Annotated in this window: 15 protein-coding genes; 12 read left to right on the plus strand and 3 right to left on the minus strand. The window is 70.1% G+C overall.

Annotated features, from left to right (window positions below):
* Positions 1–291 precede the first annotated feature (291 nt).
* The 5 genes from ACFZAM_RS10365 to ACFZAM_RS10385 all read left to right on the plus strand — a co-directional run bounded on the left by ACFZAM_RS10365 (position 292) and on the right by ACFZAM_RS10385 (position 8,997).
* Positions 292–966, plus strand: a complete 675-nt coding sequence (locus ACFZAM_RS10365; protein ID WP_391044522.1) for a hypothetical protein — start codon at positions 292–294, stop codon at positions 964–966.
* Positions 963–3,053 (plus strand): hypothetical protein, encoded by a 2,091-nt coding sequence (locus ACFZAM_RS10370; RefSeq protein WP_391044524.1) that lies wholly within the window; start codon positions 963–965, stop codon positions 3,051–3,053. The genes ACFZAM_RS10365 and ACFZAM_RS10370 overlap by 4 nt, the downstream gene beginning before the upstream one ends.
* 87 nt (positions 3,054–3,140) lie before the next feature.
* Positions 3,141–4,703, plus strand: a complete 1,563-nt coding sequence (locus ACFZAM_RS10375; RefSeq protein WP_391044526.1) for an N-6 DNA methylase — start codon at positions 3,141–3,143, stop codon at positions 4,701–4,703.
* On the plus strand, positions 4,700–5,920 hold the full coding sequence (locus ACFZAM_RS10380; protein WP_391044528.1) for a restriction endonuclease subunit S: 1,221 nt from the start codon (positions 4,700–4,702) through the stop codon (positions 5,918–5,920). The genes ACFZAM_RS10375 and ACFZAM_RS10380 overlap by 4 nt, the downstream gene beginning before the upstream one ends.
* Positions 5,917–8,997 carry a type I restriction enzyme endonuclease domain-containing protein gene (locus ACFZAM_RS10385; protein ID WP_391044531.1) on the plus strand — a complete coding sequence of 1,027 codons (3,081 nt, stop codon included), beginning with the start codon at positions 5,917–5,919 and terminating at the stop codon, positions 8,995–8,997. Before ACFZAM_RS10380 ends, ACFZAM_RS10385 begins: the two co-directional genes overlap by 4 nt.
* A gap of 48 nt (positions 8,998–9,045) precedes the next feature.
* Here the strand turns inward: ACFZAM_RS10385 and ACFZAM_RS10390 are convergent, their stop codons facing one another.
* Entirely contained in the window at positions 9,046–9,219 is a 174-nt protein-coding gene (locus ACFZAM_RS10390; RefSeq protein WP_391044533.1) for a hypothetical protein, read from the minus strand.
* Between the two features lie 5 nt (positions 9,220–9,224).
* Positions 9,225–9,554 carry a hypothetical protein gene (locus ACFZAM_RS10395; protein WP_391044535.1) on the minus strand — a complete coding sequence of 110 codons (330 nt, stop codon included), beginning with the start codon at positions 9,552–9,554 and terminating at the stop codon, positions 9,225–9,227.
* Positions 9,555–9,922: 368 nt separating this feature from the next.
* Here ACFZAM_RS10395 and ACFZAM_RS10400 point away from each other — a divergent pair, with 368 nt between their 5' ends.
* From ACFZAM_RS10400 to ACFZAM_RS10410, 3 genes are all read left to right on the plus strand, one after another.
* A complete protein-coding gene (locus ACFZAM_RS10400; RefSeq protein ID WP_391044537.1) occupies positions 9,923–10,432 on the plus strand; it encodes a hypothetical protein in 510 nt (169 codons plus the stop codon).
* A gap of 6 nt (positions 10,433–10,438) precedes the next feature.
* Entirely contained in the window at positions 10,439–11,104 is a 666-nt protein-coding gene (locus tag ACFZAM_RS10405) for a hypothetical protein (protein ID WP_391044540.1), read from the plus strand.
* 536 nt (positions 11,105–11,640) lie between these two features.
* On the plus strand, positions 11,641–12,579 hold the full coding sequence (locus ACFZAM_RS10410) for a phosphotransferase (protein WP_391044541.1): 939 nt from the start codon (positions 11,641–11,643) through the stop codon (positions 12,577–12,579).
* Between the two features lie 10 nt (positions 12,580–12,589).
* Here ACFZAM_RS10410 and ACFZAM_RS10415 read toward each other — a convergent pair whose 3' ends face one another.
* Positions 12,590–13,840 (minus strand): hypothetical protein, encoded by a 1,251-nt coding sequence (locus ACFZAM_RS10415; RefSeq protein WP_391044543.1) that lies wholly within the window; start codon positions 13,838–13,840, stop codon positions 12,590–12,592.
* 382 nt (positions 13,841–14,222) lie between these two features.
* Here ACFZAM_RS10415 and ACFZAM_RS10420 point away from each other — a divergent pair, with 382 nt between their 5' ends.
* The 4 genes from ACFZAM_RS10420 (at position 14,223) to ACFZAM_RS10435 (ending at position 15,967) form a co-directional block, all read left to right on the plus strand.
* Entirely contained in the window at positions 14,223–14,732 is a 510-nt protein-coding gene (locus ACFZAM_RS10420; protein ID WP_391044817.1) for a bifunctional DNA primase/polymerase, read from the plus strand.
* Entirely contained in the window at positions 14,722–15,045 is a 324-nt protein-coding gene (locus ACFZAM_RS10425; RefSeq protein WP_391044546.1) for a hypothetical protein, read from the plus strand. The genes ACFZAM_RS10420 and ACFZAM_RS10425 overlap by 11 nt, the downstream gene beginning before the upstream one ends.
* Positions 15,042–15,341 carry a hypothetical protein gene (locus ACFZAM_RS10430; protein WP_391044547.1) on the plus strand — a complete coding sequence of 100 codons (300 nt, stop codon included), beginning with the start codon at positions 15,042–15,044 and terminating at the stop codon, positions 15,339–15,341. The genes ACFZAM_RS10425 and ACFZAM_RS10430 overlap by 4 nt, the downstream gene beginning before the upstream one ends.
* 278 nt (positions 15,342–15,619) lie before the next feature.
* On the plus strand, positions 15,620–15,967 hold the full coding sequence (locus ACFZAM_RS10435) for a hypothetical protein (RefSeq protein ID WP_391044549.1): 348 nt from the start codon (positions 15,620–15,622) through the stop codon (positions 15,965–15,967).
* The last annotated feature ends 197 nt before the right edge of the window (positions 15,968–16,164 follow it).

Raw genomic sequence — 16,164 nt, forward strand, 5'->3', positions numbered from 1 at the left:
GGCTTCTCAGGTATAGGTATCTGAAAGTTTGACAGTGATGGCAGCGCCGCTGTTATCGTTGGCCTTGGTCGAAGTGGTGAACGTCGCCCAGCCTCAACGGCTGTGTTCCGGGATACAGCTATGCCCCGGAGTCCGCCTGATCGCTGCGGGCGGACCTCGGGGCAGGGAGCCAGATCGTGCTTATTGCCTCGGGCTGTGTGCAACCACGTGCAGTGACAGAGGTTCCAAGGCGTACGCAGAAGAGCTTAGCACAGCTACCTGCCATCTGCGTCGGACACAGGGGGCGTAGCCATGCGAAGCGATGAGCAGGAACTGGTACGGGCCATGTCGGCCGAGCGTTTTCAACCGTTCCTAGCGGTATCCGAGCACGACGCCACGGTGGCGCTGCGCCTGTACGCGTGGGATGCCGAGGTCAGCCGGGCTTTATATAGCGTCTTGCGGGACCTGGAGATCTGCTATCGCAACGCCGTCCACCGACAACTCACGGGCAAGTACCGCCGGGACGATTGGTGGAATGACCGGCGCATCCGACTGCACCAGGTCGGTCAGGGCAACATCGCCGATGCCCGAGACAAGCTGCGCACGTTGCGCAGGCCGGATGCTCCCTGCGACATCGTGGCGCAGTTGTCGTTCGGCTTCTGGGTCGGCCTCTTCGCCAGGGGTGAGGGGCGCCATTACGAGATGCAGCTGTGGAACGCGTCGCTCCAGCACCTATTCCGGGCGCATGGCGTCCGCCGCGACACACTGCACCGTGACTTGAAGAAACTTCTGGAGCTGCGCAATCGGGTCGCCCACCACGAGCGCATCTTCCACCTACCGTTGGAGGCCCGCTTCGCCGCCGCACTCACGCTGATGGGTTACGTCAGCCCCGAGACGGCCGCGCTGCATGAGAAGTTCGGCCAAGTGCCGCAGGTGCTGGCCCGTAAGGCGCGGGTCCTGTCCGGAGAGGAGGAGATTCGGCTGTGAGCCAGGTGAGCGAGGCGGGCGAAGGGGCCCGGCAGGCGCGTACGCACCGGTTCGAGCCGGTGACCCTCGGCGAGATCAAGGAACTCGCCGGTGTGGGCCGCCCCACCGTCAGCAACTGGCGCCGCCGCCACGTGTCCTTCCCGGCCGCCATGGGCGGCACCGAGAGCAAGCCGCTCTTCGACGCCGAGGAGGTCGCCGAGTGGCTGGACGCCCGGCCCGTCCCCGAGGCCGAGCGGGAGGACGACGGACGTACGCCGACGTACGGCGACCGCTTCCGCGCGGCCCTGCGGCTGCGGCGGCTGGTCGCGCTGAAACACGACGGCGTCCCGGCGGAGACGCTGATCAGGTCCGCCCTAGCCGTGATCGCCGACAGCGCCGCGGGCGACCGGCCGGACCCGACCGCGGGCCGGGAGCCCGGAGGGCGCGAACAGGCCGGACAGCTCGAACAGGCGGTGGCCGAGCTGCTGGCCGGTACGCCGACGCCGGGCGCCGCCGCCGACGCCGTACTGGGCCTGGCCGGCCGGCTCGAATCCGACCTGGCGATGGACGCGACCCCGGCCGTGGTCGCGGACCTGGTCGCCGCCCTGGTCCGCCGTACGGCCGCCGGCTCCTCCGTGATCAGCCTGGACGCCGGAACGGGCGACCTGCTCTTCGCCCTCGACCACGCCCGGCACGGCCGGATCACCGCGGTCGAGCCGGACGGGCTGCGCCGCGAACTGCTCGGCCACCGCCTGCGGGCGCACGGCGTCCGGAGCATCGGCCTGCACACCGACGTCCCCACCCTGCGGGCCGAGGGGTGCGCGGCGGCCGACGTCGTCGTCGCCGACCCGCCCTACGCGGCGGCGGAGCGCGAGACGGCCGATGACGGGCCGCTGAACCGGGCCGTCGAGGCGGTGCGACTGCTCGCGCCCGGCGGCACCGCGTATGTGGTCGTGCCGTCGTGGACCCTGGTCCGCCGGCGGACGGGCGTCCGCAGCCCGAACGTCCACCTGCGGGAGTACCTGCTCCTGGAGGACGCGGTCGCCGGGATCGTCCAGCTCCCGCGCCGCATCCACCCGTTCCGCACCGGCGCGGAGCTGGCCCTGCTCGTCCTGCGGCGGGACGCCGAGCCCGGACGCCGCGGCCGGGTGCGGCTCGTGGACGGCGACCGGATCGCCCTGCGCACGGGGCTCGGGGAGCGCTGGACGCAGGGCGTCGCCGAGGCGCTGGGCGCGGCGGACGCCCCGGCGTCCGAGGAGGCCCGCGACCTTCCCGTGGCGGCCGCGGGCCCGCGCGACGAGCACCTGCTGGACGGCGGTTCGCTGCTGCCCGCCCACCGGCTGGCCTCCCCGGAGCGGGGGCTCGACCACTTCGGGGCGTCCCTGGACGCGCGCCGGGAGGCCGCGGCGGCGCTGCCTGACCTGCGGGAATGGATCGGCGGTCTGGGCATCGCCAAACGGGAGGGCCCCGTCCTTCACCGCAGGCTCGACGAGCACGTACGGGCCGGCCAGCTGAAACTCCTCCCGGGCCACCGCATCCGGGCCGAGGACGTCACCGACACCGGCCTGGTCGTCATCGGCCGGGAGGAGATGCTGGGCACCCTGCCCATCGGCCGGCGACGGATCGCCCTGGAGACGCTCGGTGGCTACCCGCAGGCCGCGGTGACCGAGCGCGGCGACGTCCTGCTGCTCACCGAGCACGGGGTGCGCACCCACGTGGACGACGCGGGCGGCTGCGTCCTGCTGGCACCGGTGCAGGGCTTGCGCATCACCGCCTACGCGCAGCACCAGGAGCAGCGGGCGGCGGGTGGGCCGGTCCGGCCGGGCAGCCTGTGGATCGGCCCACACCCGCTGGCCCGGCTGCTGGCCGCACCCAGGAACCAGCAGCGCGGCAGCGGTTCGCTGGTGCGGCGGGTGAGCGTACGCGACATGGACCTGCCGCAGTTGCCGCCCGAGGAGATCACCGAACTGGAGGCCGTCCTCGTCGAGACCGACCGGCATCGCGCCGAGGTGCGGCGCCAACTGGACGCGCTGGACGCGCTGGCCGAGCGCCTGGCCGCCGGGGTCGCCGACGGCGCGCTGGCGTTGCGGCGGCGGCCGAGCCGGTAGCCGGTGGTCCCATGGGGGAAGCACGACGTCGGACACGAGAGAAGCGAGGCACCTGTGCCGCCACGAAAGAAGCGATCCCCGGAGGAGATGAAGGACATCCTCTGGCGTGCCGCCGACAAGCTGCGCGGCAGCCTGGACGCCGCCGAGTACAAGCACTACGTGCTCGGCCTGGTCTTCCTCAAGTACGTGTCCGCGGCGATGGCCGAGAAGCGGCGGCAGTTGGAGGCCGAGCTGCGTGCGGAGGGCGGATGGGAGGAGGCCGATCTGCTCGCGACCCTGGAGGAGCGCCGTGAGTACACGGGCTCCGGTGTCTACTACGTACCCCCGGCCGCCCGCTGGGAGAACGTGGTGGACCTGGCGAGGGGCACGGGGGGCGGGGCCGGCATCGGCGAGGCGATCGACTCCGCGATGCGCGCGATCGAGGGCTACAACCCGGCCCTGCTCGGGACCCTCCCGAAGATCTACGCCGACAGCAGTGTGGACGGGCGGCGCCTGGCCGACCTCGTGGAGCTGCTCGACCGCGTGGTGTTCCAGGAACAGGCCAGCGGTCCCGTCGCCACGGACCTCGTCGGCGAGGTCTACGAGTTCTTCCTCGTCCAGTTCGCCGCCTCGGAGGGGCGCAGGGGCGGTGAGTTCGTCACCCCGGACAGTGTGGTCCGGCTGCTGGTGGAAGTCCTCGGCCCCCGGGAGGGCGAGCGGGTGTACGACCCGGCGTGCGGCTCCGGCGGCATGTTCGTCCAGGCGGCGCACTCGGTCAGCCGCCACGGCGGCGACCGGCTGAACGTGGCGTTCTACGGCCAGGAGCGGAGCGCCACCACCTGGCGGCTGGCGCACATGAACCTGGCCGTCCACGGGATCGAGGCCGGTCTCGGCAGCGGGCCGGCCGACGTCTTCCGCGACGACCGGCACCCGGACCTCAAGGCACAGGTGGCGCTGACCGCCCCGCCGTTCAACCTCTCCGACTGGGGCGGCGACTTCCTCGCGATGGACCGGCGCTGGGTCTACGGCACTCCGCCGGTCAACAACGCGAACTACGCGTGGCTCCAGCACACCGCGAGCAAGCTCGCCCCGGGTGGGCGGGCGGGCGTGGTGCTCGCCAACGGGTCGCTGAGCAGCAGGCAGTCCGGTGAGGGGGACATCCGCCGGGCGATGCTCGAAGCGGACCTGGTGGCCTGCGTGATCGCGCTGCCGGGCCAGTTGTTCCGCACCACGGCGATCCCGGCGTGCGTGTGGCTGCTTGCCGAGGGCAAGGGGCGGGGCGCCGGCTGGGCGCGGCAACGCGGCGGCGAGGTGCTGTTCGTCGACGCCCGGGAGCTGGGGTTCATGGCGGCCCGCACCCTGCGGACGCTGAGCGACGAGGAGATCGTCCGCATCGGCGACCTCGTCCGGGCCTGGCGCGGCGAGCCCGGCGCCGGCCCGTACGCGGACGTGCCGGGCCTCTGCGCGACCGTGCCGCTGTCCGCCATCGCCGAGCAGGACTTCGTGCTGACCCCCGGCCGGTACGTCGGCGCGGCCGAGACGGCGGCGGACCCGGACGCCGAGCCGCCGGAGGCGAGGGTCGCCCGGCTGACCGCCCTGCTGCGCGAGCAGTTCGCCGAGTCCGAGCGGCTGGCCAGGGCCGTCGACGCACAGTTGCGGAGAGTGTCGTGACGGCCGTCCGCACGCGACCCCTGAAGGACTTCGCCGCGCCGGACGGCCTCGTCGGCGGACCGCTCGGCTCCCGCCTCGGGAAGCGGGACTTCGTACCGGAGGGGGTTCCGGTCATCCGCGGCCAGAACCTGGCTGGCGACGGGTACTTCGCGTCGGCCGGCCTCGTCTTCGTCCCGGCCGCCGCGGCGGACGGGGCACTCGCCCGCCACCTCGCCGTTCCCGGCGACCTCGTCCTCACCCAGCGCGGTACGCTCGGCCAAGTGGGAATCGTGCCCGCCGAAATCCATGAACGGTACGTCCTGTCACCGGCCCAGGCCCGGATACGGGTGGACCCGGACCGCGCGGACACCAGGTTCCTCTACTACTGCTTCCGGGACCCGGCCATGGTGGCGCTCCTGCATTCCCGTGCCGTGAACACGGGCGTCCCGCACGTCACCCCGGAGGTCCTCGGCGGTCTCCCGGTCCCGGCCCGGCCGCTGCCCGAGCAGCGGGCCGTCGCCGAAGTCCTCGGGGCGCTGGACGACAAGATCGCGGCCAACGCGCGCACGGCCGCCACCTGTCTGGAGCTGGCCGACGCGTCGTTCGCGGTGGCCCCGGCGGGCCCTCCGGCCCGGCTGGGCGAGGTCGCGGAGCTGCACGACGGCCCGCACGCCACGCCGGTGAAGACCGCGTCCGGCCCGTGGTTCCTCAGCATCAGCAGCCTGGACGCCGGCCGCCTGGACCTGACCGCCTCCGCCCACCTGTCCGAGGAGGACTTCGCGCGCTGGACCCGGCGCGTCCAGCCGCGAACCGGCGACGTGCTGTTCTCGTACGAGACCCGGCTCGGCCATGCCGCGCTCATGCCCCCCGGTGTCCGCGCCTGCCTGGGCCGCCGGATGGCACTCCTGCGGGCGAAGACCCCTTCGGCGGGTGGCGCGCTGCTTCTGCACGCCTACCTCAGCCCCGCGTTCCAGGACGAGATCGGCCGCCGCACCCTTCGCGGCGCCACCGTGGACCGGCTTCCGCTGGGGGACATGCCCGACTGGCCCCTCCCCCTTCCGGCCGAGGGCGAGCGGGCCGGGCTGTCCGCGAGGCTGGAGGCCCTGCACGCGAGCGCGGCGCAGGCCGCGGCCGAGAACGACACCCTCGCGGCACTGCGCGACACCCTGCTCCCCGGACTGGTCTCCGGCCGGGTGCCGGTCGGGGACGCGGCCCGTGCGGTGGGGGCGGCCGGATGAGCGAGCGCGGCGCGGGCACCGCCGGGCCGACCGAGCGGGAGCTGGAGGGGCACACCCTGGAACTGCTCGGCGAGTACGGCTGGCGGCCGGTCGACGGGGCCGAGCTGGGGCCGTCCTCCGGGGAGCGGAGCGGCTGGGACGACCTGGTCCTGCGGCCGCGCCTGCACCGGGCGATCGCCAGGCGGTACCCGCACCTGCCCGGGCCGTCCGTGGACGACGCGGTCCGCCGCCTGCTGGAGCGGGCCGCCGGGGACGACCTCGGCGAGAGCCACCACTTCCACCAGCGGCTGGTCAGCGGCGTCGCCGTCCGCTACCAGGACGCGGCGGTCGGCGGGGAGCGGCACGCGGTAGTACGCCCGGTCGACTTCGCCGACCCGTACGCCAACGACCTGCTCGCCGCCCGCCAGGTCAGGGTCCGCAGTGCCCAGGGCCGCGCCGCCGTCTTCGACATCGTGCTGTACGTCAACGGCCTGCCGCTCGCGCTCGTCGAACTGAAACGGGCCGGCACCGGGGACGGCACACGGGACGTGTACGACCAAGTGCAGTCCTACCGAAGGGAACTGACGGAGACCGACATCTTCGCCCACGTCCCGGTGACGCTCGTCTCCGACGGCGCGACCGCCCGGATGGGCACCCCGTTCACCGCCTGGGAGCACATGGCGTCCTGGCACGCCGACGGTGACGGCAGGCTGCTGCGCAGGCACGAACGGGGGGACGGGCGCGCCTTGGAGCGGATGCTGACCGGCGCCTTCGCGCCCGCCCGGCTCCTCGATCTTGTGGCCAACTTCCTCTCGTACTCCGCACGCTGGACGGGCGTGGTGGACACCGTTACCCTCGCCAGGGCCCATCAGTTCTTCGCCGTCAACGCGGCGGTCCGCGCCACCGAGACCGCCGTCGCCACGGACGGCCGGGCCGGGATTGTCCGGCACGCGCCGGGCGCGGGCCGAAGCCAGGAGATGCTGTTCTACGTCGGCAAGGCCGCGCGGGCGCCCGAACTTCCGCATCCGATGTTCGTCGTCCTCACCGACCGGCTCGAACTCGGCGACCGGCTCTACAGCACCTTCACCGCCAGCAGTACCCTGACGGCGGCGGTCGGCGGTGTCGTACAGGCCCAGGACACGACGCAGCTACGGCAGTTGCTGCGGGGCGACGCCCGCAACGGCGTCGTCTTCGCGACCATGCAGAAGTTCCGCCTCACCCACGAGGAACGCGACGCGGGCGCCCGCCACCCCCTGCTGTCCGCCCGCCGTGACCTCATCGTCGTTGTTGACGAGGCGCACCGCGGTCAGAGCGCTCTGCACGCCCTCTACCTGCGCGAGGCACTTCCGAATGCCACCTTCATCGCGTTCACCGGCGCCCTGACGAACGACCGGAACGGCCGCACGCACGCCGTGTTCGGCGACACCATCCACACCTACGACCTGGAACAGGCGGTGGACGACGGTGCGACCGTGCCCGTCTTCTACGAGTCGCGCCTGCTCCCGACGCCGCAGGACGACGTGGACTTCGGCTCCGACCTGGATATCGGCTTCGTTCCCGATGTCGCCGACCGGGCCGCTTCCCCCGCGCGAACTGAGGCGCTGGCACGGGATGTCCTCGCGCATTGGGACGTGCGGCGTACCGAGATGGCCAAGCTCACCGGCCGGCCTGGCAAGGGCATGGTGGTGACCTCGTCACGGTTGGCGGCGGCGCGGCTCTTCGACGCCTTCATGCGGCTGCGGCCGGAGTGGGCTGGGGGGCGGGATCCCGGAACCAGGTACCTTTCCGACACCGAGGGGCGCGTTCGGGTGGCCATCACGAGCCATTCAGGCGACTCCGCCGAGATCACGCCCCGCGTCCAAACGCAGCAAGGGCTGGCGATCATCCAGCGGCGGATCGTAGACCCCGACGACGAACTGGAACTGGTCATCGTCCGGTCGCAGCTGCTGACCGGCTTCGACGCCCCGCCGCTGCACACCCTCTACTTGGACAAACAGATGCGTGGCCCCGCACTGCTGGAAGCGGTAGCCATGGTGAACCGTAGTTGGGACAGCAAACCGTCCGGCTTGGTCGTGGACTATCAAGGCGTCGCCCCACAACTCGCTGAGGTGCTAGCGGATGCCAGTCGGCGGGATGGGGACGGCGGCTCATTTATCACGGACGTCGCGCACGCGGTGGAATCCGTACGGGACAATCACCAGCTGCTCCTGGATGTCCTCGCCAGCTGCCCTTGGCGGGAGAGCCGCGACAGCAATGGCCCGGACGCGTACCGGGAAGCCGTGACGGCGGTACTTGACCACCTCGCCGCCCCCGAGCCCGGCGCGCGGCTGGGAATAGCCCGGCGCGGCGACCGGTTCATGCGGCATGTGAACCTCATGCGGGGCGCGTTCTCGCTCTGCTCGGCGGACGCGGGGGTTCGGGACCTACTCGCGGACATCCGCTTCTTCGAGGCCGTGCGGACCGCGCGAGAGAAGCTGACTGTGTCCGCCGACGACAACGGCGGCCTGGCCGACCTGTACGACGCTGCTGGCCTGACGGAAGCGGACTTCTCCTGCCCGGACGACACGCTGCTGACCCGACTCCGGGCGAGCCGCCGCCCGCACCTCGTCATTGAGGCGCTGCGCCGCACGCTGATCAGGGACATCCGGCGGGCATACCCGGACAACGTCGTCCGACAAGAGGCCCTCACCGCGAGGACGCGGCAGGCCGTGGACCGCTACGCCAACGGCCTCGTGACGGCCGCCGAGGTCATGGCGTCCCTGGTCGCCTTGGCCCGCGAGGTGTCCGACGACCGTGCGCGGGGGGCGCGGTTGGAGCTCACCGAGGACGAACTCGCCTTCTACGACGCGCTCGTGGTCGACCCGCTCGTGACCGACATGATGGGGGAGCCCGTCCTGGCCCGGCTCGCGCGCGCGCTGTACGCCCAGGTCAGGAGCGTCACCACGGTCGACTGGCGGCTGAAGGACCAGGCCCGGGACCGCGTCGTGGCGCGTGTGCTGCGGCTGCTGCGCAGGCACGGCTACCCGCCGGACCGGCTCCAAGCGGCTGTCCAGCGAGTGCTAAGGCACGTGGAGGAGCAAGCCGACGAGTGGACGTGACGCGCCACTCAGGCCGGTTGAGGGCGGACTGGGCCGCGTCCGCCAGTTCTAACAGAAATGCCAGACGTGGCGTTCCTGTTCGCCTTGGCCGTGTAGCTGCGGAGGGTCGACGTTCGCGGAGATGCCGTGGGCCTGGACGGCGTATCCGCCGGCGAGTACGGAGCCGTCCCCGGCTGCGGCCGCCAGGGCGAGCCGGGTCAGACGGGCGTGGAGGTGGTCCATGCGGATCACACTAATGCGGCGGCGGACCTCAGCTGGGGGAATCTCTCCTGCCACAGCGATTTCGCGCGTCCGGGCAGCCAGAGCGAGGGCCACAGGTGCAGCAGCAGTCCTTCGTCAAGAAACCGCCGCAGTTCAGAGACGTCCATGGCTTCGCGGATGACTGTCTCGTAGAGGCGACGCCTGTCCTTGTCGACGCTGAGGTCGTAGCGGCTCTGCTGGGACCAGTCCAGGCTCAGGGGCAGGCTGACGATCCCGCTTGTCGGCCCGGCCAACTCGCTGAGCGACTCGGGAACCGTGTATGGGCGGATGTCCGCGTAGCGCACCCCTGGCTGCATACAGGCAGTATGCCCTGCGCGGCTAGGGAGGGGCGAGCCTGCGGGAGGCGGTCCTGTACGGCGTTGCGCTGAAACCGTTAGCTATTGGATTTTCGCCAGCAGATCGTTTGGTCTGCGGATCCCGCTGACCGGCACGCCTCCTCCGCGTCGATCGTTGAACAGGTAGAGAGGCGGCGAGCGTCATGCGGCGGAATGAGGCAGGACGTGCCAGGAAGGTGAGTGCGGGGAAGCGTCCAGGGAGACCGGGCGCGGTGGGGCGGGGCAGAGGCACGTCGGCGCGTGTCAGGCGCGTTGCCGATGAGCTGGCGGCTGAGCTGGTGAGCGCTGTGAGGCGCGAATCCGGCGCGGGCGGGGGCACTGGGGCGGCCGTGGCCGGTCGTAGCAGTTCGCCTTTTGCTGGTCGGAGTTGGTATGACTTCGCGCTGGAGTACTTGGACGTGCGCTGGCGGCAGACCGCGGCGAAGACACGTTGTGAAGACAACGACGGACTGTGCGCCCTCACTTTGGCCATGATCAGAGGACGGACGCTGCGGCCCGACGAGGAGCTGTTGCGCCGGGCGCTGCGGCGTCGGGCGTTTGTGGTGCCGCGTCCGGCGGACCGGGAGGTGCCGGGCGACGAACGGATGGCGTTGCGCTGGGTGGCTCGGGCGACGCGGCCTGTGGACGATCTTCTGGATCCGGAAGTGATGAAGGGGGTCATCCAGTCGCTGAGCGTTCGAGCGGATGGGTCCGCGGTGCCGGGAAGTACACAACGGTACTGTAAGAAGGCGCTGGTGAATGCGGTCGGCTGCGCGTTCGGCGGGGGCGGCGCCGGTGAGGACCTGGTTCCCGAGATTCGCTGGCAGGTGCCGGCGGACGACGAGGAGGTCGATCCGTGAGTTTTGGTGAATCCGGGCCAGGTTCGCTCTCTGCTGGATGCCCTGTCGTATGTGGGGCTGTACGGGCGGGCTCGGGGGCGCCGGCTGGTGGGGTTCTTCGCGGGGATGTACTACGCCGGTCTGCGGCCCGAGGAAGCCGTGGCCGTGAAGTACCAGGACTGTGTTCTGCCGACTCACGGCTGGGGCAGGTTCGTGCTGCACGAGACTCGTCCCCAGGCGGGCAAGAGGTACACGGACAGCGGCCGTAACCACGATGAGCGCGGTCTTAAGAGCCGGAGACGCGGAGCGGTTCGTGTGGTGCCACTGCCGCCACAATTGGTGACGATCTGGAGGCAGAGCGTCGACACGTTCGGTACGGCGGCCGACGGAAGAATGTTCTTCACCGAGCGGGGGCGAGTGCTGGGTTCCAGCGGCTATTGCACGACCCTGCGAGACGCGCGCGTCTTGGCGCTCCCACCGGATCTGGTGGAATCGCCTCTTGTTGCTCGCGCGTACGACCTTCGGCACTCGGCGCTGTCGACGTGGCTGAACGCAGGAGTGGATCCCACCGAGGTCGCCGAGCGGGCCGGCAACACCGTCGAGACGCTGCTGCGCACCTATGCGAAGTGTCTCTACGGGCGCCAGACGGTCGCGAATGACCGCATCGACAAATTCCTGGGCGAGTACGAGTAGCGCGACCCTTCGCCGCGGCTGACGCCGTCGCACTCCGTGACGATGCGGGCTCCTTTTCCGCAGCAAGAGAGCCGGGATTTCAAAGCGCTCCAGCAGGGTCTACCCGCGGCACGTCTCGCTCGTATACGCCCTGGGCGTCCTGCCCGGCGGTCTTCCTTCCGCGTCACGAATACGCCACAGGCTGCCGAAGTGCCCCTCGCCTGGGTGGTCGATGAACCACTCGCGTCTGAAAGTGCCTGGTCAGCGGCCTGGCCGATTGTGCGTGGCGAAAAGTGCAACAGCCTCGTTGGCCGTGTGTCTTGGCAAAAATAAAAGCCCGTCAGACTTGTGTTTCCGCAGGTCAACGGGCTTTTCCGGAGTGCCCCCGGCAGGATTCGAACCTGCGCACACGGCTCCGGAGGCCAGCGAGGCCGTTGACTGTCGCGGGGCGTTGAGCTGGGCAGGAGCCGTGGCTGTCGCTTGCCGTGGGGAAGATCATCACGTCCCTATGACGTGAGGGCCTGTAGGGGTCCCCGTACACCCGTATCGTCAGTCGCATGGTGTCTGGTGCGGCTGGCGACGGTCAAACAGGTAGTGGAGCCGTGGAGTTCACGGCCGAGACGACCCTCGCCGTGTTGCGTGAGGCATGCGCGTCGATCGGCCTGGACTCGACCGGTGCCCGGTTGCTGAGGCTCGGCTCCAACGCGGTGTACGCCCTTGCCGACCGGCCGGTGATCGTACGTATCGCTGCCGATCCCGATGCGCTGGCAGAGATGGACCGTGCCGTACGGGTAGCCCGATGGCTGGGTGCGGAGGACTTCCCGGCGAACCGCGTGCTGGCGGGGGTGTCGCAGCCAGCGGTGGTCGACGGGCGTGTGGTCACGTTCTGGGAAAGCGTCCAGGACGCGGAAGAGTACGCGACCGTGACCGAGCTGGCCGACCTGTTGAAGCGGCTTCACTGGTTGGAGGAGCCGGAGTCGCTGGGGCTGCCGTACTTCGATCCGATGGCGAAGGTGCGGGCCTCGCTGAATGGTCTCGGTGACGGCGTCCACCCGGAAGACGCGGCGTTTCTCGCTGAGTTGGCCGACCAGTTGGAGAAGGATTACGGCCGGCTCGACTTCGTTCTGCCCTTCGGCCTGATCCACGGCGACGCGAACATCGGCAACGTGCTCCGCGCCCGCTCCGGGCAGGCGGTCCTCATCGACCTCGACGGCTTCGCGCTGGCCCCGCGTGAATGGGACCTGATCCTCACCGCGATTTACTACGACCGGTACGGGTGGCACACGCGGGAGCAGTACGAGTCCTTCGTCCACCACTACGGCTTCGACGTCATGAACTGGCCCGGCTACCCGGTCCTCGCCGACCTGCGCGAGCTGATGATGACGCTCTGGATGGGTGGGAAGGCCGCGGTCGAGCCGAGGGCAGCCGAGGAGTTCGCCCGCCGCGTGAAAGCGATCCGCACAGGCGCCACACGCCGTGATTGGCGTCCCTTCTGACTACGCACTCCTACGCACTTTCGCGGCCGGTCGCCAGCCATAGCCGGTGGTCTGCCGCCTGTTCGTGCAGCTCACGCACAGCGGTGGTCGTGCCATGCGGGGTCAGCGCGGCACGAAACTCGCGTAGGTAACTGACGCACCGGGCGGACCGTAGCTGCTCGCCCAGGTCCAGCGCGTCCAGGGCCACCCGGCACGCCTCCTCGACGTCGCCCGCCCGGAGATGCGCGTCGGCGAGCACCATCGTCACGAAGAAGTCCGGCCGTACGTGGCTGCCGCTCATCGCGTTCCCGGCGTGCTCGACGGCCTGGCGGGCGCTGTTGACGTCGCGGAAGCAGTGCGCGGCCTCGGCGGCGAGTTCAGCGTCATCGAAATAGGTGATCCACTCCGGCTCGTCGCCGGAGTTGCGGCGGTCCAGGAAGCGCGCCGCCTCGGTGAGGGCTTGTTCGCAGCCGCGCTTGTCGCCGGTCCGGGCCAGGGCCCGTGCCTCCATTGCGTGGAACTGCGCCATGAGCGTGGGCGTGGCCACGCCCGAGATGCCCATACGTGCCGCACGGGCAAGTGTCGCCGCCTCCGTATGGCGGCCGAGGAACGTGGCCTGGTGGCTCATCGCCGACAGGATGCTGCCCGCGAGCCGGCGGTCGCCGCCGTCCTGTGCGAAGCGGAGCGCTTGCAGGAAATACCGCTGAGCGAGTCCGTGGTGGCAGGCGTCGTACGACATCCACCCGGCAAGGAGCGTCGCTTCGGCGACCGTGGAGAACAGTGCGCGACCAACGCCCTCGGTGTACCGGCCGCCGAGCAGCGGCGCTACATCGCGGCTGAGGTACTGGATCACCGCATGCCGGGCGTGCTCGCCCCCAAACTGGTCGTCCAGCGAGGCGAACGTATCGCTGGTGGCCTTTACCATGGCTACGTCCGCCAGACCGACGCGCGAACTCGTACGGTCGGCGGCCTGCGTCGGCGCCGGCTCGGGCGCGACCAGCCACCGTAACGACGCGTCGCTCCAGGCATGTTCGGATGGCTCTGAGGTCAACAGTGGCTCGTAGCCGTTCAGATCGGCTCGCCACAGGCGGTCAACGGCCGAGACCGCCGTGTCCGGCGTCGGCGGATAGCGGGCTTCGAGGAGTTGGGGCTCACCGTCGACCGCGCTCGGCCGGAGCCCCAATTCGGTTCCGGTGACGCCGAGCGCATCGCAAAGGAGCGGACCGTAGAAGTCGTCGGGCTGGCTGTGCCCGTTCTCCCAACTCGCAATGCGACGCTTCACGCTGGCGTCCGTAGGAAGTGCGCTTCCACGCTGGTGCGCAGCCCGACGCAGCTCGTTGACGAGCCTCAGTTGGCCCCATCCTCGTTGCTTTCGCGCTGCCCGGATCTGGGCGCCGTCTCCGCCGATCACGTATCCCACCCGGCCTCTTCGCTGCGTCGCGCGATTAGTGGCTGACTCATCACCTTACGTGATCGATGCGTTACGCGCTTGATCTCGCCGCAGACTGAGGGACCGGCGGGGGGACGGCGGATGACGCGTACTGCTCCTGCTCGTCACCTACCGTCATCTGTCGTCATCTGCCCAGCTCAGGGGGCGCGGTTCGAGGCTGGTCGTGGTGGCGGACAGTCCGCGGCCGGACGCTTTGGGGTGATGGCGCGTGCAGATGATGACACGCCGCGGAATCGAATGGCTGAGTTTGGCGTCGGAGGACCCGACGCAGTGCCGGATGATGTGGCTCGACGAGCCGCGACAGCCCCAACTCGTCGCCACCGGAGCGCTTTTCGATGTCCTGGCCGTCGATCAACAGACGGGGATGGAGACGTTCGACCAACTCCGGCGCCGCGGAATGCCGGTCGGCGCGGTGATGGTCGACCGCGGCGCGAGCCGAATGGGCTTCTTCCTCCCGCCCGAGTCCGGCCCGCGCTTCGCGGACTCCCTGTCCCGCGAGACCTCGACCCCGCCCGACTACCGCATCCTCAGCGAGGGTTCGTACGTCGTCGTCCCCGGCCCGATGGCCCTGACCGGCGACCGCTTCGAGTGGCTGAACGCACCCACCCACTCCCAGCACGGCTCGCCGCTGCAAACCGTCGCCCTGGCCGTGATGCTCGCCGCCTCCGCCAAACTTCTCGCCCGCGCTGAAAAGTACGGCCAGGAGACAGCCGATGCCGAGTGACGGGCGACAGGAGCGTGACGCGGCCCTCTGGTCGCCGATCGACAGCCACGAGTGGTACGCGGCCCGCGATGCCGTGACTTCCCTCCGCCGCGTGCTGGTCGCCCTTGGCATGGAACGGGACTTCCCCTTCCTCCGCGCCGACATGAACGCCTTCGGCCACGGCTTCATCGACCTCGGCCGCATCTCCCCAGAAACCGCCGAACGCCTCGCCGGTCTTGTGCGTCGGGCGGTGGCGTCAGGATACAAAATCCCATGCGCTGGAACGTCCTTCGATCCCCCGGCAGGTTCTGAGGAATGGTGGAACGAGGCATGACCGACCCTCGCGGAGTGTGCGCCGAGCGCGCCGAAAGGCTCACGCCTGGAGTTCCCTACGTCCGTGGATGGGCTGCCGCCAAGCGCGGCGCCGACGACTTGGCGCGCGAACTGAGCTTTCTCGGCCTGGCCTCCGATTTTCCGGGTCTCAGACCGGACGTGAACGTATCCGGTGATGGTCTGGTGTGCATCGGAGTCGTCAGGCCGGAGGCGGCCGAGATCCTGGCTCGGCTGATCAGTGCCGGACTGGCCCATGAGATGGCGGAGGGCGTTGCTCCTGCCGATCGTCCGCAGTAGCAGCGGAGAAGACCCTGCGTGTCCGAAGCCGTACGGCGGGCGCTCACTGGTTCCGGTTCCTTTGCCGCCCGGCCGGGACCGGCGCCCCAGCGCCGCAGCCCGGAAGGGCGGCAGGCAGACCGGCGAAACGCGGTACCGCCGATCATGCGCGGCGCGTCGGATGGCGGTGACGCCGCACGCGTCTCAACACGTCGTTGTTCATTCCAGCAGACCTGGCGAGGATCACAGTGACCACACCATTACGACCCGCTGACGCGCGCGTTTACAGTCACGTCGAGATGAGCTGCGAGGAATTCCAGGCATTCGTCTCTCTGTGGAGGCCGTCCGAGACCTGCGCCCCGAAGGTCTACCTGGAGCCCCTGCTCGCCGGCTGGCTCTCGGAGGGTTCTGGAATCGAGTGCACGGCGGCCAACTACGACCACTTCCTCCAGGCGGTCGTGCTGATCATCGACGCGATCCTGTCGGGCCGTCTCAGCCTCGACTACCGCGGCCCCCACGCGGCCCCTTACGCCCGCTCCCTGGCCGGACTGCACGACCCCAACGTCGGCGGCAACGTCCTCAGCCGTATGGGCTTCGACTACATCGTCCGGCAGACCGCGAAGGACCGCTGCTCGAAAGACTCCTGAGGCTTGGCGCGTTAGACAACAAACTGCCCATTTACGTATCGGTTCCCGTGACCATCGGTGATCGGGGTCACGGGCCAGGGCCAATGTCCACGGTTGTCTGTGGTTGTCCAGCCGAATCCGTGGCCGTTGATGTCAGCCGTAGATGTCACACTGCCGCAAGGCCGCGACCCTAGATCATGTGGCCAGTATGGCCCGGT

Source organism: Streptomyces sp. NPDC008079, assembly GCF_042957385.1.
Taxonomy (GTDB): domain Bacteria; phylum Actinomycetota; class Actinomycetes; order Streptomycetales; family Streptomycetaceae; genus Actinacidiphila.